Source organism: Gilliamella sp. Pra-s60 (assembly GCF_009795755.1).
Classification (GTDB): domain Bacteria; phylum Pseudomonadota; class Gammaproteobacteria; order Enterobacterales; family Orbaceae; genus Gilliamella.
In genome coordinates, this window is the sequence record NZ_WTFA01000012.1 from 1 (window position 1) to 21037 (window position 21037).

General features: G+C 38.4%; 20 protein-coding genes. 10 read left to right on the forward strand and 10 right to left on the reverse strand.

All coding sequences use genetic code 11. From position 1 onward, the window contains the following. Positions 1 to 471 precede the first annotated feature (471 nt). The 6 genes from GQ596_RS08425 to nlpD all read right to left on the reverse strand — a co-directional run bounded on the left by GQ596_RS08425 (position 472) and on the right by nlpD (position 6345). Complete coding sequence (locus tag GQ596_RS08425) at positions 472 to 2190, reverse strand: hypothetical protein (RefSeq protein WP_160401237.1); 1719 nt, start codon at positions 2188 to 2190, stop codon at positions 472 to 474. 408 nt (positions 2191 to 2598) lie between these two features. Beyond that, positions 2599 to 3036 carry a pyridoxamine 5'-phosphate oxidase family protein gene (locus GQ596_RS08430; protein WP_337189510.1) on the reverse strand — a complete coding sequence of 146 codons (438 nt, stop codon included), beginning with the start codon at positions 3034 to 3036 and terminating at the stop codon, positions 2599 to 2601. A gap of 18 nt (positions 3037 to 3054) precedes the next feature. After that, entirely contained in the window at positions 3055 to 3648 is a 594-nt protein-coding gene (locus tag GQ596_RS08435; protein ID WP_160401239.1) for a UbiX family flavin prenyltransferase, read from the reverse strand. 23 nt (positions 3649 to 3671) lie between these two features. Next, entirely contained in the window at positions 3672 to 4262 is a 591-nt protein-coding gene (locus GQ596_RS08440) for a thymidine kinase (RefSeq protein ID WP_160401240.1), read from the reverse strand. 117 nt (positions 4263 to 4379) lie between these two features. Next, entirely contained in the window at positions 4380 to 5132 is a 753-nt protein-coding gene (gene gpmA / locus GQ596_RS08445; RefSeq protein WP_091123425.1) for a 2,3-diphosphoglycerate-dependent phosphoglycerate mutase, read from the reverse strand. 118 nt (positions 5133 to 5250) lie between these two features. Continuing rightward, positions 5251 to 6345, reverse strand: a complete 1095-nt coding sequence (gene nlpD, locus GQ596_RS08450) for a murein hydrolase activator NlpD (protein ID WP_160401241.1) — start codon at positions 6343 to 6345, stop codon at positions 5251 to 5253. Between the two features lie 466 nt (positions 6346 to 6811). Between nlpD and rsmI the strand changes: the two genes are divergently transcribed. The 3 genes from rsmI (at position 6812) to moeA (ending at position 10237) form a co-directional block, all read left to right on the forward strand. Next, positions 6812 to 7639: a 16S rRNA (cytidine(1402)-2'-O)-methyltransferase gene (rsmI, locus tag GQ596_RS08455; RefSeq protein WP_160401242.1), complete on the forward strand. Its 828-nt coding sequence runs from the start codon at positions 6812 to 6814 to the stop codon at positions 7637 to 7639. 151 nt (positions 7640 to 7790) lie between these two features. Continuing rightward, entirely contained in the window at positions 7791 to 8882 is a 1092-nt protein-coding gene (gene ychF / locus GQ596_RS08460; RefSeq protein WP_160401243.1) for a redox-regulated ATPase YchF, read from the forward strand. A 128-nt stretch (positions 8883 to 9010) separates the two neighbouring features. Further along, positions 9011 to 10237: a molybdopterin molybdotransferase MoeA gene (moeA, locus tag GQ596_RS08465; protein ID WP_160401244.1), complete on the forward strand. Its 1227-nt coding sequence runs from the start codon at positions 9011 to 9013 to the stop codon at positions 10235 to 10237. A 32-nt stretch (positions 10238 to 10269) separates the two neighbouring features. Here moeA and GQ596_RS08470 read toward each other — a convergent pair whose 3' ends face one another. The 4 genes from GQ596_RS08470 to folB form a co-directional block, all read right to left on the reverse strand. Next, a complete protein-coding gene (locus GQ596_RS08470) occupies positions 10270 to 10698 on the reverse strand; it encodes an EamA family transporter (RefSeq protein ID WP_160401245.1) in 429 nt (142 codons plus the stop codon). A gap of 1 nt (position 10699) precedes the next feature. After that, positions 10700 to 10906, reverse strand: coding sequence for a hypothetical protein (locus GQ596_RS08475; RefSeq protein ID WP_160401246.1), 207 nt, complete (start codon positions 10904 to 10906; stop codon positions 10700 to 10702). A 68-nt stretch (positions 10907 to 10974) separates the two neighbouring features. Beyond that, a complete protein-coding gene (locus GQ596_RS08480; protein WP_160401247.1) occupies positions 10975 to 11952 on the reverse strand; it encodes an MBL fold metallo-hydrolase in 978 nt (325 codons plus the stop codon). Between the two features lie 18 nt (positions 11953 to 11970). After that, a complete protein-coding gene (gene folB / locus GQ596_RS08485) occupies positions 11971 to 12354 on the reverse strand; it encodes a dihydroneopterin aldolase (RefSeq protein ID WP_237398391.1) in 384 nt (127 codons plus the stop codon). 96 nt (positions 12355 to 12450) lie between these two features. Between folB and rsmE the strand changes: the two genes are divergently transcribed. The 7 genes from rsmE to nifJ all read left to right on the forward strand — a co-directional run bounded on the left by rsmE (position 12451) and on the right by nifJ (position 21013). After that, positions 12451 to 13176: a 16S rRNA (uracil(1498)-N(3))-methyltransferase gene (rsmE, locus tag GQ596_RS08490; RefSeq protein ID WP_160401248.1), complete on the forward strand. Its 726-nt coding sequence runs from the start codon at positions 12451 to 12453 to the stop codon at positions 13174 to 13176. A gap of 197 nt (positions 13177 to 13373) precedes the next feature. After that, the gene (gene gshB / locus GQ596_RS08495; protein WP_160401249.1) at positions 13374 to 14330 is read left to right on the forward strand and encodes a glutathione synthase; all 957 of its coding nucleotides are present in this window, start codon (positions 13374 to 13376) and stop codon (positions 14328 to 14330) included. 3 nt (positions 14331 to 14333) lie between these two features. Next, positions 14334 to 14786 carry a GNAT family N-acetyltransferase gene (locus GQ596_RS08500; RefSeq protein WP_160401250.1) on the forward strand — a complete coding sequence of 151 codons (453 nt, stop codon included), beginning with the start codon at positions 14334 to 14336 and terminating at the stop codon, positions 14784 to 14786. Positions 14787 to 14807: 21 nt separating this feature from the next. Next, positions 14808 to 15365: a YqgE/AlgH family protein gene (locus GQ596_RS08505; RefSeq protein WP_160401251.1), complete on the forward strand. Its 558-nt coding sequence runs from the start codon at positions 14808 to 14810 to the stop codon at positions 15363 to 15365. A gap of 3 nt (positions 15366 to 15368) precedes the next feature. After that, the gene (gene ruvX / locus GQ596_RS08510; RefSeq protein WP_160401252.1) at positions 15369 to 15779 is read left to right on the forward strand and encodes a Holliday junction resolvase RuvX; all 411 of its coding nucleotides are present in this window, start codon (positions 15369 to 15371) and stop codon (positions 15777 to 15779) included. 99 nt (positions 15780 to 15878) lie between these two features. Beyond that, on the forward strand, positions 15879 to 16916 hold the full coding sequence (gene purM / locus GQ596_RS08515; protein ID WP_160401253.1) for a phosphoribosylformylglycinamidine cyclo-ligase: 1038 nt from the start codon (positions 15879 to 15881) through the stop codon (positions 16914 to 16916). Positions 16917 to 17470: 554 nt separating this feature from the next. Then, positions 17471 to 21013, forward strand: coding sequence for a pyruvate:ferredoxin (flavodoxin) oxidoreductase (nifJ, locus tag GQ596_RS08520; RefSeq protein WP_160401254.1), 3543 nt, complete (start codon positions 17471 to 17473; stop codon positions 21011 to 21013). The last annotated feature ends 24 nt before the right edge of the window (positions 21014 to 21037 follow it).

A 21037-nucleotide genomic window follows, 5' to 3' on the forward strand; every position in this document is an offset into this window, starting at 1 on the left:
TGATGGTGCATAATCTGCCACTTTTTTTGTTAATTTATTGTAAAGATTTGTTAGAAGGTTGAGTGCGTTGCTTTGGATTTTTTTTTGGGGTGGTTTTGTTTGATAAAAATGACCAAAAAAAACTTCAATAAAATCAATACCTTTCCTGAACAATTTTTTGGTGGAAAATTAGTTTTTTTGTTTTGGTGAATAGAATAAATTGGGTGTGGTGGTTTCGGACGTTTTGACTTTTTGCGAATAAAATAGCCACAGTGACCACGTCTGAGTCAGGGAATTAAAGCGAATTCTCTGACAACCCACGCTTTCAGCGTCGGCGGCGGGGGGGCGGCGCTATTGTGGCTTTGCCACAACGGCGCAACCCTAAGGGAAAACGCCCCAACTTGCGCGGGGGCGTTATTCTTTGTTAGATTGTCCTCTCAGACTCCATAACCCCCTTCCGCGCCCTAAGGATTAAGAACTAAACGCTAAAAGCTAAGGTGCGGTGCAAAGGCCCCATCTGCGGTCGCTGGTATTGAAGCTGCTGACGCCGCCGTTGCTCGAGTAGACACTGAACTGGTAGCTACCCGTAGCGTCGCTCGTCCAGTAGGTGGGGTAGTGGTAGGAGCCGAAGTCCGCATCAGCGTAGTAGCGCATGTGGCCCCACTCCGTGAAAAGGCCTGCGCCTATGTAACGCTTGTAAACATTATTACCAGACGACGGCGTAGCGCCTACTGCACCAGTACAAGGATAACCATTATTCATATTCCAACCAGAACAAACCGCATTGGTTAAATCCCTTACCCGTACCATACGATAACCCAAACTATTACACCATGCTGTGTGATTAGAAGGGGTATCTTGTCTATTACCACGATTGACGAACCACTGCTTTAACACAAATCCATAACGAACGTCATTACCACTTCTATCCCTACCGACCAACTCGAAAGTCTGTGGCAAAGATGGACGTGTTAGTGGACTAGGATTACTTGAGCCTATTTGACTACTACTTGCCCTTGGACCATGCAACGTTACCCGTGTTACATATTTGGATTTATCAGTAATCCATTTATCAGCTTCGATAGTACGGTTATCTGAGGATGTGAATGTACCATAACGCGGCCTTGTCCAACTCACCGTTGCACTTAGACTTCCACTTGTGTTAACCGTCCAACTTAACTGACTTCCGTCAATACCAGTAGGAATCTCCAAGTCAAAATACAAGCCATCTGCACCAGTCGTTGGAAAGTTCCCGTCGTAAGATGATGGACTCGTTGACTGAAGGTAAAAGCCCTGGCTAGAATTCCACATGCCAAATGGACCTGCATGGCGGTAGTTGTCGGAAGAATCAATGTCAGTTGCTCCACCATACAACAAATTCGGTCTGGCCCAACAAATACTGGTATACTCATATGGGGTAATATAATAATCCACCGTAGCACGACTAAAACTACTACTTCTTGGTACCCCATACTGCGTGCTTAATGTGCCATCTGAACTTGTTAAAGTTACCTTATAAGGTGCACTACATAGATTAGGTCCAAGAGCACTATGAACCGTATAACCGTTTCTATTCCTAAACTCCACCGATATACTCCCCGATGCCGTTACTCCACCTACTCCCTGTCCGTCTCCATCATCATCACCCCAATATCCCTGACTGACCAAATCATTCATCGTGATTGAACTCCTTGATATTGAGTTACTCCTTGGTGGCGGTACTATCATCTCTATATCATTGAAAGTACCCCTCCAATTCGGCAACCTGATTGGATTTGTTGGCGTTGATGGGTTCGTTGACCTTGTGTATACCCTGCCATCCGGCAACTTTATTGACAATAAACTGTCTGTATCAGTTAATTTAGTTACCCCTCCATCAAATGTAAAATACGGGGCGGAACCACGAATAACATTTGATGTCTGTGCCGATAATGCCTGTACACCCTGCGTGTATGACAATAACAACAATGGCGCAAAGAATAATGCCGATTTACGTAATAACGGAGACTTAAACAATAACGGCGGTTTTAATAACCACTTGGATATCGGCGGTAATTTTGCCGAAGATTTTGCCGATGACGGCGTCGATTTCGCTACGCGAAATGACTTCGGTGATGAAAATAACTGTGGCGCTCTATTTTGACCACTGTGCGAATCAATAAGATTTAGGGCATAGGTTTGGCAGGCCAGATGCCAGATGCCAGATGCCAACCATGGTAATGCATTTTTATTCCCTTGTCAAGTAATTTATTGTTTTTTCTCAATTTTTCCATCAGTTCGCTTTATTTTTGAGCGATTCCCTGCTTGAATAAGCAGGAAAATTATAACTTGATGGTGCATAATCTGCCACTTTTTTTGTTAATTTATTGTAAAGAATTGTTAGGGCGTGAGGAGGGGTTGCTTTGTTTTTTTGGGGAAGTGGCATTTTTTATGGGTGCTTGAGTGGTCGTTTTTAGTCGCTGTTTTAGGTAGCGGTTTTTAATCGCGATTTTGGTAAAAAACACCTCAAAAAACTTCAATAAAATCAATACCTTTCCTGACTGATTTTTAGGTGATCGTTGAGCCGTTTTTTAGCAAAAAACACTTTAAACGCTTTTAAAGGTAAGCGGTTTTTTGGTTTTACGTGTTTTGTTGTTTTATCCAGTACGTTTTATTAGCAAATCCTAATAAGTTGTTGGTCATTTTTATGCTTTGTAGTTCTAATTCCCAAATTGGTGCTTTGATAACTCTTGCAAAAGGAAACGCTCGATAATATTGCCCATAGGCTTGCTTGGCTTGTTCATTTTGTAATTGAGTTGCTTTAGCTTGAAATTGGATGCCTTGGATTTGTGCAATAGTTTTGGGGGTAACGCTAATGGTTCCTGCCACTTGGGGTTGTATTAGCATGGCTTTAGCGTGTTGGGTTTTTAGTTCAGAAAGGAAATATAAATGCATTGGTTGTTCATCAAATACATAAAAAGCATTACATGCCCATGGTGTGTTGTCGGGCAAAATAACGCTGAGTGTCAGCACATGATGCTTTTTGATAAACTTAATAATTTTAGGATCGACTTGCATGGGTTAAATTTGTGTTAGTCATTCGGGTTTGTGATTTAGGTGCAAATCTTCGCCCCAGCGTGGTAGTGTTGGAATATCAAGACCAAATAAGTCAAGTGCTCGAGCTACGCTGTGGGTAATGATGTCATCAATACTATTAATATGCTGATATAGCGCAGGCACGGGTGGGCAAATAACACCGCCCATAAGGGTGACTGCTTCCATATTTTTTAGGTGTGCTAGATTTAATGGTGATTCGCGCACCATTAGCACTAAGCGACGACGCTCTTTTAATACAACATCGGCTGCACGGGTAAGTAAATTATCCGATAGCCCTTGCGCTATAGCTGCGAGCGTTCGCATTGAGCAAGGAGCGATCAGCATACCTATGGTTTTAAATGAGCCACTTGCAATGGCGGCACCAATGTTATTAATAGAATAGACTTTGTCTGCCAGTGATTCTATTTGAGCTAAACTTATGTCTGGTGCTTCGTGAGTACGTGTGATATGCGCCGCTTTTGAGATCACTAAATGTGTTTGGATATTGAGTGGTTTTAAAAGCGTTAGGGCTTTTATTCCGTACGCAAACCCGGTTGCGCCACTAATGCCAATCACTATCCGTTGCTGTGTCATGTTTGTTCTCTATTATTTTGGGGTTAGTTTGTTTTGGACTGTGTTGGTTTGATTTGCCCTGCTTTCCAGTGTTTTCGACATACTGAGTGGTATTCGCTGTCACCTAGATGGATAGAGTTACCAAATTTTACAATTTGTCCGTCTTCACCTTCTAATAAGATCATGGTGGCTTTTTTACCACACCAACAGACGGTTTTTAGCTCTCTAAAATTGTCGGCAATTTCGAGCAGTGTTTTGGATCCTTCAAATAGGTGCCCCATATAGTCGGTTTTGATGCCAAAAAACATAATAGGCACGCCTTTTTCATCACAAACATCGGATAGTTTCCAGATAGTGTTACGAGATAAGAATTGGCTTTCGTCAATAAGTATACAAGCGTAGTTACTTTGTTTGATGTGCTCAATGATGCCATCAACCGTTGTATCGTCAAGCTGTAGCGCCTTTTTGCGTAGCCCCAAGCGCGAGACAATTTCAACCGCCGAATCACGCGTATCAACCGATGATTTAAGCAGTAACGTTTGCATGTTGTTACTTAGGTAGTTGTGGTCAATTTGTAGGAGTTCGGTGGATTTACCGGCATTCATTACGCCATATATGTAATAGATCTTAGACAAAATAACGCTCTCAAAATTAAAATAAATAAAACATAAAAATCAATGAATAACAGCTATTATGCAGATAATAAAAAAGGTAAGTTAAACAACCTACCTTTTTGTTTGTTTAAGGAATAATTATTTTGCTTTACCTTGGTTTGCAACTGCTGCTTGTTTTGCTGCAATTTCATCTGCGTTGCCTAGGTAATAGTGTTTGATGACTTTCATATTGTCGTCAAATTCATACACTAATGGTACACCTGTTGGGATGTTAAGTTCGATGATGTCGTCATCGCTAATGTTGTCTAGGTGTTTTACTAACGCACGAAGTGAGTTACCATGTGCGGCAATAATAACACGTTCACCTTTAGCTACACGTGGTGCGATGGTTGATTCCCAGTAAGGTAATACTCGTTTGATCGTTAATGCTAAGCTTTCAGTTAATGGTAGTTCTGATTCAGGTAATTTGCTGTAACGTGAATCGTGACCAGGGAAGCGTTCATCTGATTTTTCAAGCGCTGGAGGCGTAATTGCAAAGCCGCGACGCCATAATTTTACTTGGTCATCACCATATTTTGCCGCTGTTTCAGCTTTGTTTAAGCCTTGTAATGCACCATAGTGACGTTCGTTTAATTTCCAGCTTTTTTCAACTGGTAACCATGCTTGGTCGACTTCGTCTAAAACGTGCCATAATGTGTGAATTGCGCGTTTTAATACTGATGTGTAGGCATAATCAAATTCAAAACCTTCTTGTTTAAGTAATTTACCTGCTTCAGCGGCTTCTTGGTTGCCTTTGTCAGATAAATCAACATCAGTCCAACCGCAAAAACGGTTTTCTTGGTTCCATACACTTTCGCCATGTCGAATAAGCACTAGTTTTTTTACTGCCATGAGTATAACTCCTTAGTTACGTAGATTAAATTTTTAGTATATTCTGTTTTATGGCTATGCTTAGTCCTTGCCTGCACAGCCTTTGATTTTGCGGTAATTAATTAACGCAAAATGTTTATTATTTTGGTAAATATTTTAATGGGTCGACTGATTGCGCTTTGTATCGAATTTCAAAGTGTAATCTAACTGACGATGATCCCGTTGCCCCCATTGTGGCAATTTGTTCACCCGCACGCACGGTTTGTTGTTCTTTAACTAATATAGATTGGTTGTGCGCATAAGCGGTTAAGTAGTCATCGTTATGTTTGATGATAATTAAATTGCCATAACCCGGTAATGCACTACCTGAATACACAACTCGCCCATCTGCCGCTGCCATGACTTTGTCACCAAGTGAACCTGATATATCAATACCTTTGCTTGCATTAGAAAACTTTTCAATAATTTTCCCTTTTGATGGCCATTGCCATGTAATGTTAGCAACGCTCGATGTTGATGAACTTGCGCTTGGTATGTTGTTAGTCGAATCTAATGGTTCAGTAACGGTTTCAGTTGTTTCGGTCGTGGTTGGTTTTTGATTCGGATTCGTTGTTGTTACCGAAGTCGTCGTTGTTTTAGTTATTGTTGGTTTGGTTTTAGTTTGACCAATTGCAATACTTGAGTCATCACTGTTGGTTTTAGTTGTCGTTGTGTGACTTGTTGTAGTTTTTTGCGTTACTACAACTGTTCCACCACTCACGTCTAACACTTGCCCAACATTTACAGCAAAAGGTTCTTTGATGTTGTTTTTAGCCGCTAACGAGCGATAATCATTACCTGTTACCCATGCAATGTAAAATAATGTATCTCCACGTTTAACTGTGTAAGTATCACCTTTGTAGCCCCCTTTGGGAATGTCGTCGTAATTACGGTTGTAAACAATCCGTTCGTTACTAACTACGGTGCCATTACTGCTAGTAGTAGTGTGAGTTGTATTTGTGTTTGCCGCCGTTGTCTGTCTTGATGAAGGTGGATTGTAAGTACTAGGCGTAGCAGAAGTTCTACTTCCACCTGTTGAAATATTCGTAGGTGGTTTGGTATAGACTGAGGATGTTGATGCCCCTCCTGCACCAGAAATATCTTCAATTTCAGCCTGCTCGGTTTGTGTACAAGCGGCAATTAACAAACTTAAGCAACTTAATGTCAGTATTTTTTTCAAAGCAACACCTTTCATTCGTAAATTTTATTTTTAGCTATTTTGTATTCAATAGCGTTTTTATTAGAGCATTTTAGCGTTTTTGTAGCAAAAAGCTATTATCAAATAAGTTATTATATGGATTACTTATTGATTAAAGCAACAAATTCATCAAGAATTTGCCGATTATGACTGCTATTTTTGTTTATCATCTTGGTTTATTAAGGTTATTACTCTATTTTTGTGTTCAATAACCATGATTATAATACTAATTTGGTGTCATACCGTTATCTATTTATCTGTATTAATCCATTATTAATTGGCTATTAATTAAAAATAAAATGCAAATAATGTTATTATTAATGAGTTAGTTTGCTAACCCACGATTTGCTATTTAATCTAGCCAGTCCAATTTATTTTGAAAGTAATGAGTATATACAATAAAATAGGCTTTCGTACAGTATCTTTACCGTATTTCTATAAAAATTTAATGTGATTTAAAATAATGACTTTATATATTGTTGCAACACCAATCGGAAACTTAGATGATATTACGCTTAGAGCGATCAATACACTTAAAAGCGTTGATCTTATTGCGGCTGAAGATACTCGCCATAGCGGTCTACTTTTACAACATCTTGGCATTAAAGCAAAGCTGTTTGCTTTGCATGATCATAATGAGCAAGAAAAGTCTCACCTTTTGATTGAAAAATTAAAATCGGGCTTGTCTATTGCTTTAATTTCAGATGCCGGTACACCATTAATTAACGATCCTGGTTATCACTTGGTTAAAGCTTGTCGTGACAATAATATTCAAGTCGTTCCCATTCCAGGGGCTTGTGCTGCTATTGCTGCATTGTCGGTCGCGGGATTGCCTTCTGATAAATTTAGTTATGAAGGATTTTTACCCGCTAAGAGCAAAGCACGGCAAGATAGTTTAACTAGATTAATTGATGAGCCACGGACTATGATTTTTTATGAATCAACTCATCGTTTGTTAGATACGCTGCAAGATATGCAAGCCGTTTTGGGTGCAAATAAGCATATTGTTTTGGCGAAAGAGCTCACCAAAACATGGGAAACTATCGTCAGTTTTACCATAAGCGAACTAATTGCGTGGCTAAACGAAGATACTAATCGGCAAAAAGGCGAATTTGTTTTGATTGTTGAAGGCCATGTAAAAACAGATAATGACATTGATCAGAAAGCCATTAATACCCTTAAATTATTGCAAAAAGAGTTACCTCTTAAAAAAGCGGCTGCTATTACTGCTGAAATCCATGGACTGAAAAAGAATCAACTTTATCAAATTGGATTAGTGCAAGAAAAATAACTTTAGCAATTTTACCAAGTTGATATTAAGCCGTTGCGGTTAAAATACGAAACAACGTAAAATCAGTAACAAGATCATTGGTACTAAGTGCGTTATTTGATATAATCCCCCGCAATTTTTATAACATTTTATGATAAAGGTAACAAACAGTATGGGATTTAAATGTGGGATTGTCGGATTACCGAATGTAGGTAAGTCAACGCTTTTTAACGCACTAACTAAAGCAGGCATTGAGGCAGCTAACTTTCCTTTTTGTACTATCGAGCCAAATACTGGGGTTGTGCCGATGCCCGATCCACGTTTAGATGAGCTGGCTAAAATTGTCAAACCACAACGTACTTTGCCAACAACGATGGAATTTGTTGATATTGCAGGCCTTGTTAAAGGTGCATCAAAAGGTGAAGGCCTTGGTAATCAATTTTTAGCCAACATTCGTGAAACCGAAGCCATTGGGCATGTTGTGCGTTGTTTTGAAAACGAGAACATCGTCCACGTTGCGGGTAAAATCGATCCGGCTGAAGATATCGAAATTATCAATACCGAGCTAGCATTAGCCGATCTTGAAGCCTGTGAACGGGCAATCACTCGCCAACAAAAACGCGCTAAAGGTGGCGATAAAGACGCTAAATTTGAGGTGGAAATTCTTGAAAAATGTTTACCTCATCTTGAACAAGGCAAAAAGCTACTTTTATTAGATTTTAGTAAAGAAGAACTTGAAGCTATCAAATACCTTAGTTTTTTAACACTAAAACCAACTATGTACATTGCCAATGTTAATGAAGATGGTTTTGAAAATAATCCTTATTTAGATAAAGTCAAAGCAATAGCAGAACAAGAAAAGGCAGTTGTAGTGCCGGTTTGTGCAGCAATTGAAGCTGAGCTTGCTGAACTTGATGACGATGATCGTGATGAGTTTATGCAAGATTTAGGTTTAACCGAACCCGGTTTAAACCGTGTAATTCGTGCTGGGTATAGTTTGCTTAATCTGCAAACTTATTTTACCGCTGGCGTTAAAGAAGTTCGTGCTTGGACAATTTCGGTTGGTGATACGGCTCCGCAAGCGGCAGGTAAGATCCATACTGACTTCGAAAAAGGCTTTATCCGTGCACAAACTATCGCTTTTGATGATTTTATTAAATACGGCGGTGAGCAAGGGGCTAAAGAAGCAGGTAAAATGCGTGCCGAAGGTAAAGATTATATCGTGCAAGATGGCGATATTATGAATTTCTTATTTAATGTGTAGTTGATTATTTTACGTCGCCTTTTGGCGACGTTGTTATGTGGGTAAAGAGGACGTTAACCTTTATCTACAACTTTTGTCAAACCTGCTAATCTGTAGTGGATTGATATACACAAGGACTGCTCACTTTTATGTTACTCACTTTTCAACAAGCCAAACAGCAAGTACTGCAAAGCGTATCAACCATAAAATCTCTCTCTTACGAAAAAGTCAGGTTATTTGATGCGCTAGATCGGATCACTGCTGAGAATGTGATTTCGCCGATTAATGTGCCACGATTCGATAATTCTGCGATGGATGGTTATGCTGTTCGATTAGCGGATCTTAAGCAATCAACCTTATTACCGTTAGCAGGTGCAATTTTTGCAGGCGATGATATAAGCAATCTTTATTGGCCAAAAGGAACCTGTTTACGCATTATGACAGGCGCTCCTGTACCCAATGATGCCGATGCAGTTGTTATGCAAGAGCAGACCAAAAAATCAGATTTGGGTATTGCTTTTTTGAATCAGGTAAAAGCTGGCGATAACATCCGCCGTATAGGCGAAGATGTTAAGCAAGGTGCAATTATCGTCAACAAAGGGACTAAATTAACAGTACCAACCCTATCGACACTGGCAACGCTGGGCATGAGCGAACTTGTGGTATTTAAAAAGTTAAAAGTCGCTATCTTATCAACTGGGAATGAATTAACCCCCATTGGTGAAAGCTTACCTTGCAATGGTGCTATTTATGATAGTAATCGCTTTACGCTGAAATTATTACTGAGCAAACTTAACTGTGAAATTATTGATCTGGGTATTATTGCTGATGATCCAAACCAAATTAAACAAGCGTTGATGAGTGCATCAAGTCAAGCGGACTTGGTGATAACCAGTGGCGGAGTTTCAGTTGGCGACGCTGATTATACCAAAACCGCTTTAGAGGATCTGGGCACAATCAACTTTTGGAAGATGGCAATAAAACCGGGCAAACCTTTTGCCTTTGGTAAAATTGGCAATGCGCTATTTTGTGGTTTGCCGGGCAATCCTGTTTCAACTTTGGTGACATTTTACCAATTAGTGCAGCCTTTGATTTTGGCGCTTTCAGGACTTGAAGATTCATCCATGGATTTAAGCTTTAAAGTTAAAACAGCAACAAATCTTAAAAAAAGCGTAGGTAGATTAGACTTTCAACGTGGTGTGTTGCAAATTAATACTCAAGGCGAATTAGAAGTGAGCACAACTGGACAGCAAGGTTCGCATATTACTCAATCGTTTAATCAAGCAAACTGTTTTATTGTGCTTGAACAAGAACGAGGCAATGTAGCTAAAGGTGAACTTGTTACTGTTGAGCTATTTAATGCGCTATTAAAGTAGCCTATATTTAGACTAATGCACTATTTTGAATATCAAAATAGTGCAACTAATATCGCACCAGCCGCAATCATCGCAACACCAATTCCGGCTAATAACGAGATCTTTTCACCAAATAAAACCACAGCAAACACCACCGCAAATACAACACTTAATTTGTCAATTGGCGCAACTTGTGACACTTTACCTTCTTTAATTGCCATAAAGTAAAATAACCAAGAGAGCGCACCAGCAATACCACTAAGCGCAATAATGAGTAAAGCTTTTTTGTCGTTAAAAAAGGTACTAATAAGGTTGAGCTTACCTTGAACAACCACAACACCAACTAAAAAAATGGCCATAACAATAGCACGAATGGCTGTTGCGGTGTTTGCATCAAGATGTTGTAAGCCAATTTTTCCTAAGATAGCAACACTTGCAGCAGTAATAGCGGAAAGTAGCGCATAAATAAGCCAAGTACTCATGTTAATACTTGTCTATTTTGATTAGATATTGTTGATTATTTGAATTAGCTTCACATTGTTGTGATTTATTCATTACACCACGACAATCTTCTAAAACGCCGTGGGCTTTTGACCAATGATAAGTTTTACCTTCGTCGTTTTTACCGCCACATCCGACTAATATCACGCTAAACATTAAGCAAGACAACCCAATAATGGCTGATTTCATTTATTCCCCCTCTCTTTTTTGCAAATACATCGAAATAATTAACGGTATTACGTTTGTTTTTATTTAGATTATTCTACTCCAGAATCAATACGATTAATAGCTTGGTTACCGCCTATTTTTATTAGATGAAAAGGACGATTGCCTTTGTAGGAATTTAATAATTGCGGAGGTTCATCTAGTGGTTCATCCGCTAGCTCAAATGCTCCCCAATGGATGGCTATTGCGCAATGACAATTAAGTTCATCATATAACTGCACAGCTTGTTTGGGATCAATATGTTGAAGGTGCATAAACCAGCGTGGTGCGTAAGCACCGATTGGAATCAAGGCTAAATCAATACTTGAAAAACGTTCACCAATTTCTTTTAAACTCGATGAATAGCCCGTATCCCCCATAAAATAGACGGTTTTAGTTTGTTTTTCATCCGTTACTTTTGATTGAATAATCCAACCACACCAAAGACTTTTGTTGGTGTCAAATATTCCTCGATTACTCCAATGCCGTGCAGGTACAGCTGTAAAGCTGATACCGTTAATAGTAACAAAATCCCACCAATTGAGTTCAATAACCTGCTTGGCTCCCCACCTTTCTAATTTACGCTTTAATCCTAATGGCACCATAATGACCATGTTGGGAAAACGTGTAATTAATTTTTTCATACTCTGATAATCAAGATGATCATAATGAGAGTGCGAAATCACGATAAAATCAATTTGAGGGAGTTGTTCAATCGATAAAGCAGGTGGCGTACGACGTTTTGGACCAACAAACTGAACTGGTGATACTCGTTTTGAAAACACGGGATCGGTTAAGATCATTTTACCTGCTAAACGCATTAATGTGGTTGAATGACCTATCCACCATACTCTATCTCCCGCCAACGTTAAATCAATTTTTTCAAACCAAGTTTGATTAAAAGTTAAGTAGCCTGTTTTAGGTGGTAATACTTTACGATGACGATGCCATCGCCATGCATCAAATAGCTTAATTTTAAAAGGTTCACTGTTTTTAAAACGGCGCGTTTTGCGTTGCGTTTTTGTTTTCATAACTTCATATCTTTTGGGCTAATTAGCAAATCGTTCAATCATCACAGCAACATTATTAGCATTAACAATTGCGCTCGGTTTAGAAACTTTGACTTTTAGCCATTGTACCGCAAATTTTTGTATGATTAATTTGGCAACGTTTTCAGCTACCGATTCTATCAATTCAAATTGGTTTGATTCAATAAATTGAGTGATAGCTTGGCTAACTAGAAAATAATCTAAACAAAGTGAAACATTATCACTTTCACCTGCTGGTTTATTGTCCCATGCCATTTCTAGGTCGAGTATGAGTTTTTGTTTGATGGTCTTTTCCCACTCGTAAACACCTATAGTGGTTAAAACAGTTAACCCTTCAATTATTACCCTATCGTTACTATACGTATTCATGCTAGATGTATTCATGCTAGATTCCAAAAGCTTAGTTTATTTAAATAGAGATTACCGAATCTTAGTAAATTACGCTATAATTTATTGCAATATATTTTAAGACTAGCAATTATGACACGAATTTTTCAACCATTTACAATTACCCAAAATAGTATTATTACGTTAGATGATAACGCCTTTAATCATCTTGTTCGCGTTTTGCGGATGAAAGTTGGCGAAAATATTATTTTATTTGATGGTTCGAATCAAATCACACCTGCCGTTATCCATGAAGTTAATAAAAAATCAGTCACGGTGAAAACAGCTTTGACAATAACTGATGACCGTGAATCACCTTTAAACATTCATTTAGGGCAAGTTATTTCTCGTGGTGAGAAAATGGAATTTACAATTCAAAAATCAGTTGAATTAGGTGTAAAAAGTATTACCCCCCTACTTTCTGAACGTTGTGGTGTGAAACTTGATGCCGAAAGACTAGATAAAAAAGTTCAACAATGGCAAAAGATCGTGATATCAGCTTGTGAGCAATGTGGTCGTAATGTCGTGCCTATCATTCATCCTGTAACCAAACTTGAAACTTGGTGCGCAAGTTTAACAACGCAGCTACGCTTAAATCTTCACCCCAAAGCAAAGCATGGTATTAAGCAGATACCTAGTGGTAAACAGGATATTAGCTTATTGATTGGCCCAGAAGGTGGATTATCAGACAGTGAAATTAGTATGACTCATCGCTATCAATTTACCGATATTTTACTCGGCCCGCGTGTTTTACGCACCGAAACAGCAGCATTAACCGCGATAACCGCTTTGCAAGTGCATTTTGGTGATTTGGGATAATATAAATTAACTCGATATGAGCAATGTTTGCTTTGCATCTTAATCGGTAACGAGTATGATAGTTGAAAATACATTTTTTATAATGATTTAGCACACTAGCTGTTATATGTTCAAAATACCCCAATGAACACATATAAAGTAATACATATTATCAATCGACTATTCGCTAAAACCAAAAGAATCAGTAAGGAGTCACTATGATTAAGCTTGGTATTGTTATGGATCCAATTAGTCATATCAATATAAAAAAAGACACTAGTTTTGCTATGTTGCTTGAGGCACAAAAACGCGGTTATGAGCTTTTTTATATTGAAATGAACGATCTTTTTTTAGACACAGGCGAAGCTTATGCCACAACTCGTGCTTTGACCGTTTATAACGATAAGGATCATTGGTTTGAGTTTGGGCAAGAACAAACCATTGCACTCAGTGACCTTGATACAATTTTAATGCGTAAAGATCCGCCTTTTGATACTGAGTTTATTTATGCCACTTATATTTTAGAACGCGCCGAAGAAAAAGGTGTATTAGTGGTCAATAAACCACAAAGCCTGCGCGATTGTAACGAAAAATTGTTTACTGCTTGGTTTGCACAGTTTACTCCGAAGACACTAGTTACACGCCAAACAACACAAATTAAAGCATTTTTCCAAAAACATCACGACATCATTTTAAAACCATTGGATGGTATGGGGGGGTCGTCAATTTTTAGAATCAAACAAGATGATCCTAATGTTTCGGTCATTATTGAAACATTAACCGAACATAATACACGTTATTGCATGGCTCAAAACTTCATTCCAGAGATTAAAGACGGCGATAAGCGCGTTTTAGTGGTTGATGGTGAACCCGTTCCTTACTGTTTAGCTCGAATTCCACAAAAAGGCGAAACTCGCGGTAACCTTGCTGCTGGCGGCCATGGTGAAGTAAGAGCATTAAGCGAAAGTGATTGGTATATAGCTAAAAGCATCGCCCCTGTTTTAAAAGAAAAGGGCTTACTGTTTGTAGGACTTGATATTATTGGTGATAAATTAACCGAAATTAATGTCACTAGTCCAACTTGTGTCCGTGAAATTGAAGCTGCCAATCCCGATCTTTCAATCACTGGCATGTTAATGAATGCAATCGAATATCGATTAAATAAGAAGAGTTAAATCATGATTAGAGAATATAAAGCAGAAGATTTAGACAGCGTAATGGAAATATGGTTGCAAGGTAATTTGCAAGCGCATGATTTTATTAACCCTGATTTTTTTAAACAAAATTATGATTTAGTAAAAATGCTAATTCCAATGTCTAGGTTATATGTACAAGATCTTAACGGCGTAAAAGGTTTTATTGGTTTAACTGAAAACTATATTTCAGGGCTATTTGTTGATCAAAATTACCGCCACCAAGGCGTCGGTAAAGCATTAGTCAATAAAGCAAAACAGCGCCATAATGAACTGTTAGTACATGTTTATAAAAAAAATGCTGCAGCGATTGATTTTTATCTTTCTCAAAATTTTAATATTGTTTCAGAATCAATCAATGAAGAAACCAACGAACCAGAATTATTAATGCGCTGTAATGTTGAACATAACGTTAAAATTGGCAAATGCGCATTATAAAAGTTACCTAAATGTGAGCTTATGAATTTAAAAGATCATTTTATTATTGCTATGCCAACTTTGGATGACTCCTTCTTTAGTCGTTCTGTTATTTATATTTGTGAACACAATCGTGATGGCGCCATGGGCATTATGATTAATAAACCGATTGTTGATCTTAATGTTGCAACGGTGCTTACACGATTGGAAATTACTTCACCAAAAAGTTGTGCTGAATTAGAACATCCCGTATTTTGTGGCGGCCCACTTGCAGAGGAGCAAGGGTTTATTCTACACACTCCTCAACAAGGATTTGCTTCTAGCATTCAGATTTCTGACGAGGTGATGATTACCACGTCGCTCGATGCACTCAAATCAATCGGCTCACCTGAACAACCGCAAAATATCTTTTTGTCTTTAGGTTATTCAAGCTGGCAATCATTGCAACTTGAGGGTGAAATTGCCCGTAATGATTGGTTAGTGACTCATGCTGTGCCTAAAATTATTTATGAGGTAGCAATTGATGAGCGTTGGCAAAAGGCAGCCGAATCACTTGGTATTAATATCAAAACTATTTCACATCAAATGGGCAATGCATAATCGATGGCTACAATTATTGCATTTGATTTTGGTACGGCAAGTATTGGCGCAGCAATTGGGCAAGATATAACTAAAACAGCTAATCCTTTATGTTCTTTTAAAGCGCGTGATGGTATTCCTAACTGGCAAACCATAGAAAAGGTGTTAAATGAGTGGAAACCTGATTTTTTAGTCGTCGGGCTTCCCCTAAATATGGATGGCACCGAGCAACCCTTAACCGCGCGAGCTCGTAAATTTGCTAATCGTTTACATGGCAGATTTGGTTATCAAGTACATTTGCAAGATGAGAGATTATCAACCGTTGAAGCAAAATCACATATTTTTGCTTCACGAGGTTATCGAGCACTTGAAAAGGGATATGTTGATGCAACTTCTGCCATTATTATTTTGGAAAGCTGGTTTGAAAATAATTAGTAGTTTTAATTAATTGGTTATTTTGTAAATAATTAATCGCCATTAAATTTCATCCTTGCTAAAATAGTAGCCCACTATTTATTGTAAGGATTGCTTGCTGTGTCAAATAATAAATCTCTCAGTTATAAGGACGCTGGTGTCGATATTGATGCCGGCAATGAACTTGTTAATCGCATTAAATCTGTTGTTAAAGAAACCAAACGACCTGAAGTTATGGGTGGACTGGGTGGCTTTGGTGCACTATGTGCTATTCCACAAAAATATAAAGAGCCTATTTTAGTATCTGGTACCGACGGTGTAGGTACCAAATTACGTCTAGCAATGGATTTAAATCGCCATGAATCAATTGGTATCGATTTAGTCGCAATGTGTGTTAACGATCTGATTGTTCAAGGCGCTGAACCTTTATTTTTCCTTGATTATTATGCTACTGGTAAACTTGATGTTGATGTTGCCGCTACCGTAGTTACAGGCATTGCTGAGGGTTGTAAGCAATCAGGCTGTGCTTTAGTGGGTGGTGAAACAGCTGAAATGCCGGGTATGTATCATGGTAATGATTATGATTTGGCAGGATTTTGCGTGGGTGTTGTTGAAAAGTCAGCCATGATCGACGGTAGCAAGGTGCAAGACGGCGATGTATTAATTGCATTAGCATCAAGTGGTGCTCATTCAAATGGCTATTCATTAGTGCGTAAAATTATTGAAGTCAGTGGCGTAAACCCGGCTACCGAACAATTAAATGGAAAACCACTTGCCGATCACTTACTTGCACCAACTAAGATCTATGTTAAGTCTGTTCTTGACCTTATTGCTCAAGTTGATGTGCACGCCATTGCCCATATCACTGGTGGTGGATTCTGGGAAAACATCCCTCGTGTATTACCCGATAATACACAAGCCGTGATTAACGAAGCAAGCTGGCAATGGCCTGAGATATTTAATTGGCTACAAAAAGCAGGTAATGTCAGCCGTCATGAAATGTACCGTACCTTTAACTGTGGTGTTGGCTTAATTGTTGCCTTACCAAAACAGTCAGCCGATAAAGCAATTAACTTGCTAAATAACCATGGCGAAAAAGCATGGTTATTAGGTGAAATTAAACACACCACGTCAAGCGAGCGTGTTGTAATAAAATAAATTTTATTTTCATATTATCCATCTTAACATAATGAATTAGATGGATAATATGCACCTTTGAAGATCATTATTGCCTAGTATAACCCATTTTTAATTTTTTGCGAGTTTCGGTTTTTATGGCACTGCCAAACAATAATAAAAATTCACCAACGTACATATTAAAAGGTCTCCTGTAGTACTTGATGCCTCTCGGTTAATTCTTCGCATAAATCAGCAAATTTTTCTCACTCAAGTTTATTACTAAATTTGTCCATTTTATCCTGAGGTAGACGATTCCAATAAAATTTTTTCAGACCTTCTTTAGATAGTCCTTCTATAACTACCCTATTTTAGTAACTTTTTTGTATTATTTTATCTGTTTATTATTTAACTAAAATATACTTAACATGTTAAATTAATTTATTTTTGTTTTTTTATCAATACTTTTGTCTAAAACAGTAATGACAAAAAATTTAACATAAAAATAACGAAAAGCTATATTAGTTTCTGATACAATAATATAAATTTATAATAAGTTTGTAATGCCATAACACTATAAAATACAAGGTTTTTTAATGATCATATCAGACGCTAACAGTGCGGTGTCATCCGTCGCTTATCGTGCAAACGAAGTCATTGCCATATACCCAATCACACCAAGCTCAACCATGGCCGAGCAAGCTAGCACTTGGGCAGAGTTTAATAAACCAAATGTATTTGGTGATACACCAAGAGTGATTGAAATGCAGTCCGAAGCAGGAGCCATTGCAACTGTTCATGGTTCATTAATGACTGGGGCGCTAGCAACTTCGTTTACTTCGTCGCAAGGTTTGCTTTTAATGATCCCATCACTATACAAAATAGCTGGCGAACTTACTCCTTTTGTTTTGCATGTTGCCGCTCGAACTGTTGCAACTCACGCACTTTCTATTTTTGGTGATCATTCTGATGTGATGGCAATTAGGCAAACTGGTTTTGCAATGCTTTGTTCAAGCTCAGTGCAGGAAGCACAAGATTTTGCGTTAATTTCACAAATGGCAACCTTAAATAGCCGAGTTCCTTTTGTTCACTTTTTTGATGGATTTAGGACATCACACGAAGTCAATAAAATCTATCCACTAAGTGATGAACAAATTCATAATTTATTACCGCATGAGGCGATTAAAGCTTATCGTGAACGAGCTTTAACACCCGACAAACCTGTGACTCGTGGCACATCAGCCAACCCTGATACCTATTTCCAATGCCGAGAAGCGATAAATAGTTATTATGATAGTACTTATCAACATGTTGTTGATGCTATGGATTCCTTTGCGGCAGAAACAGGCAGAAGGTATCAACCTTTTGAATATTATGGAGCTTGTGATGCTGAACGTGTTATTGTCATTATGGGCTCTGGAGCAAGCACCACCAAAGAAGTTGTGGATGTTTTACTTAAACAAAATGAAAAAGTTGGTGTTGTGAACGTTCGATTATTTCGTCCTTTTTCAGCCGGCCATTTACTAAGTGTTATTCCTAATACTGTTAATAAAATTGCTGTTCTTGATAGAACTAAAGAACCTGGAGCGCAAGCCGAGCCACTTTATTTAGATATTATAACCGCATTTTCTGAAAGCTTATCACGAGGGGAACGCACAACTATGCCACTTATTATAGGTGGACGTTATGGGTTATCCTCTAAAGAGTTTGATCCTAGATGTGTACTTGCCATTTTTGCTGAACTTAACTTAGCAAAACCAAAGCCACGCTTTACTGTTGGTATTTATGATGATATTACAGGGCTGTCTTTACCATTGCCGGATCAATCTATTCCACAAAAATCTTCACTCGAAGCGCTATTTTATGGGCTTGGTAGTGATGGCACTGTATCAGCAACTAAAAATAATATTAAAATTATTGGTGATAGTTCACCTTTTTATGTACAAGGGTATTTTGTATATGACTCGAAAAAAGCAGGCGGCTTAACCACTTCGCACTTACGAGTTAGCTTAGATCCTATTGATTCCCCTTATTTAATTACCAGTGCACACTTTATTGGCTGCCACCAAGATCAGTTTATCGATAAATATCAAATTGTTGATAAGTTAAAAGACGATGGTATTTTTTTACTTAATACACCATATAGCAAAGATGAAATTTGGCATAGACTTCCAAAAGAAGTGCAAGTGCAATTAATTAAAAAGCGTGCACACTTTTACATTATAAATGCGGCAAAAATTGCTCGTGAATGTAATTTAGGAGCTAGAATTAATACCGTTATGCAGGCTGCATTTTTTCATCTTGCTGAAATATTTAAAAATGATTTTAGTATTGCTCAATTAAAAGAGGTCATTGCCAAAAGTTATAGTAGTAAAGGGCAAAATTTGGTTGAAAATAACTGGAAAGCACTTGATTTAGCTATTGCTTCATTAGTACAAATACCGCTTAGTTGTGTTGATCAAAGTAGCTCAACTATGCCTCCTATTGTACCAGCTAATGCTCCTAATTTTGTTAAAGCAGTGACAGCTACAATGTTAGCTGGTTTAGGTGATAATTTACCTGTATCAGCATTTCCACCCGACGGCACATGGCCTATCGGTACAACAAAATGGGAAAAACGCAATATTGCAGAGCAAATCCCGATTTGGCAACCAGAACTATGTACTCAATGTAACCACTGTGCGGTTGCTTGCCCTCATGCGGCTATTCGCGCCAAAGTTGTTGATCCTGACGATATGCTAAGCGCTCCAGATTCATTAAGCTCGCTTGAAGTTAAAGCTCGTGATATGAAAGGACAACGCTATGTGTTACAAGTGGCACCAGAAGATTGCACTGGCTGTAACTTATGTGTCGAAGTGTGCCCTGCTCGCGATCGCAATAATTTTGAAATTAAAGCAATTAACATGCAATCACGTATCGACAATCTTGATACACAACGTACCAATTTTGAGTACTTTACAGCATTGCCAGATCGAAATATTAATACACTTGAACGTATTGATGTACGTACATCACAATTGCTTACACCGCTATTTGAATATTCAGGCGCTTGTGCTGGCTGTGGCGAAACTCCATACATAAAATTATTGACACAACTTTATGGTGACCATTTAGCCATAGCCAATGCCACTGGGTGTTCATCAATTTATGGTGGTAATCTGCCATCATCACCTTATACGACCGATCGCGATGGGCGTGGACCGGCTTGGGCAAATTCATTATTTGAAGATAATGCTGAGTTTGCATTAGGGTATCGCATTACTTATGATCAACATAAAAAACGTGCGTTACGTTTACTTGATTATGTTGCCGGCGACATTTCGCCCGAAATAATTATCGCCTTAAAATCATCAGAAACCTCTATAGCTGAAAAGCGTCAACAAGTTGAGTTATTACGTGAGCAGCTTGCACACCTAGACTCGGCTCAATCACAAGAGTTGATGCAAGATGCAAATTATTTGGTTGATAAATCAGTTTGGGCTATTGGTGGCGATGGTTGGGCTTATGATATTGGATTTGGTGGGCTTGATCATGTGATGAGCTTAACCGATAACGTAAATATATTAGTATTAGATACACAATGTTATTCCAATACCGGTGGTCAACAATCAAAAGCCACGCCGATGGGTGCGGTATCAAAATTTGCCGATTTAGGTAAGCATAAAGCGCGTAAAGATCTTGGTGTTAGTGTAATGATGTATGGCCATGTCTATGTTGCACAAGTTGCATTAGGTTCACAACTCAACCAAACTCTTAAAGCCCTACAAGAAGCCGAAGCTTATAATGGGCCATCTTTAGTCATCGCTTATAGCCCTTGTGAAGAACATGGCTATGATTTGGCTAAATCACACGAACAAATGAAGGATTTAGTTAAATCAGGGTTCTGGCCTTTATATCGTTACGATCCACGCCGTATGGCTGAAGGTAAACCAGGTTTAGTACTAGATTCTAAAGCACCAAACAGTGATTTATTAACTAGTATCTTACTAAAAGAACAGCGTTTTCGCCGCTTAGAAACACTTGAACCTGTAATTGCAAACACTCTGCATGAACGTTCAACTAAAATGGCAGATTCTAAGTATAAATTCTTGCAAATGCTGGCAACCTATTCGGATATCGAAACACCAGCAGATAGCTAACAATGATCACCTACGGTAAAACAG

Coding starts and splice junctions, on each gene's coding strand:
- GQ596_RS08430 (WP_337189510.1), bottom strand. CDS start 3,036: ATGCAAGTCGATCCTAAAATTATTAAGTTTATCAAAAAGCATCATGTG.
- GQ596_RS08435 (WP_160401239.1), bottom strand. CDS start 3,648: ATGACACAGCAACGGATAGTGATTGGCATTAGTGGCGCAACCGGGTTT.
- gpmA (WP_091123425.1), bottom strand. CDS start 5,132: ATGGCAGTAAAAAAACTAGTGCTTATTCGACATGGCGAAAGTGTATGG.
- nlpD (WP_160401241.1), bottom strand. CDS start 6,345: ATGAAAGGTGTTGCTTTGAAAAAAATACTGACATTAAGTTGCTTAAGT.
- rsmI (WP_160401242.1), top strand. CDS start 6,812: ATGACTTTATATATTGTTGCAACACCAATCGGAAACTTAGATGATATT.
- ychF (WP_160401243.1), top strand. CDS start 7,791: ATGGGATTTAAATGTGGGATTGTCGGATTACCGAATGTAGGTAAGTCA.
- moeA (WP_160401244.1), top strand. CDS start 9,011: ATGTTACTCACTTTTCAACAAGCCAAACAGCAAGTACTGCAAAGCGTA.
- GQ596_RS08470 (WP_160401245.1), bottom strand. CDS start 10,698: ATGAGTACTTGGCTTATTTATGCGCTACTTTCCGCTATTACTGCTGCA.
- GQ596_RS08475 (WP_160401246.1), bottom strand. CDS start 10,906: ATGAAATCAGCCATTATTGGGTTGTCTTGCTTAATGTTTAGCGTGATA.
- GQ596_RS08480 (WP_160401247.1), bottom strand. CDS start 11,952: ATGAAAACAAAAACGCAACGCAAAACGCGCCGTTTTAAAAACAGTGAA.
- folB (WP_237398391.1), bottom strand. CDS start 12,354: ATGAATACATCTAGCATGAATACGTATAGTAACGATAGGGTAATAATT.
- rsmE (WP_160401248.1), top strand. CDS start 12,451: ATGACACGAATTTTTCAACCATTTACAATTACCCAAAATAGTATTATT.
- gshB (WP_160401249.1), top strand. CDS start 13,374: ATGATTAAGCTTGGTATTGTTATGGATCCAATTAGTCATATCAATATA.
- GQ596_RS08500 (WP_160401250.1), top strand. CDS start 14,334: ATGATTAGAGAATATAAAGCAGAAGATTTAGACAGCGTAATGGAAATA.
- GQ596_RS08505 (WP_160401251.1), top strand. CDS start 14,808: ATGAATTTAAAAGATCATTTTATTATTGCTATGCCAACTTTGGATGAC.
- ruvX (WP_160401252.1), top strand. CDS start 15,369: ATGGCTACAATTATTGCATTTGATTTTGGTACGGCAAGTATTGGCGCA.
- nifJ (WP_160401254.1), top strand. CDS start 17,471: ATGATCATATCAGACGCTAACAGTGCGGTGTCATCCGTCGCTTATCGT.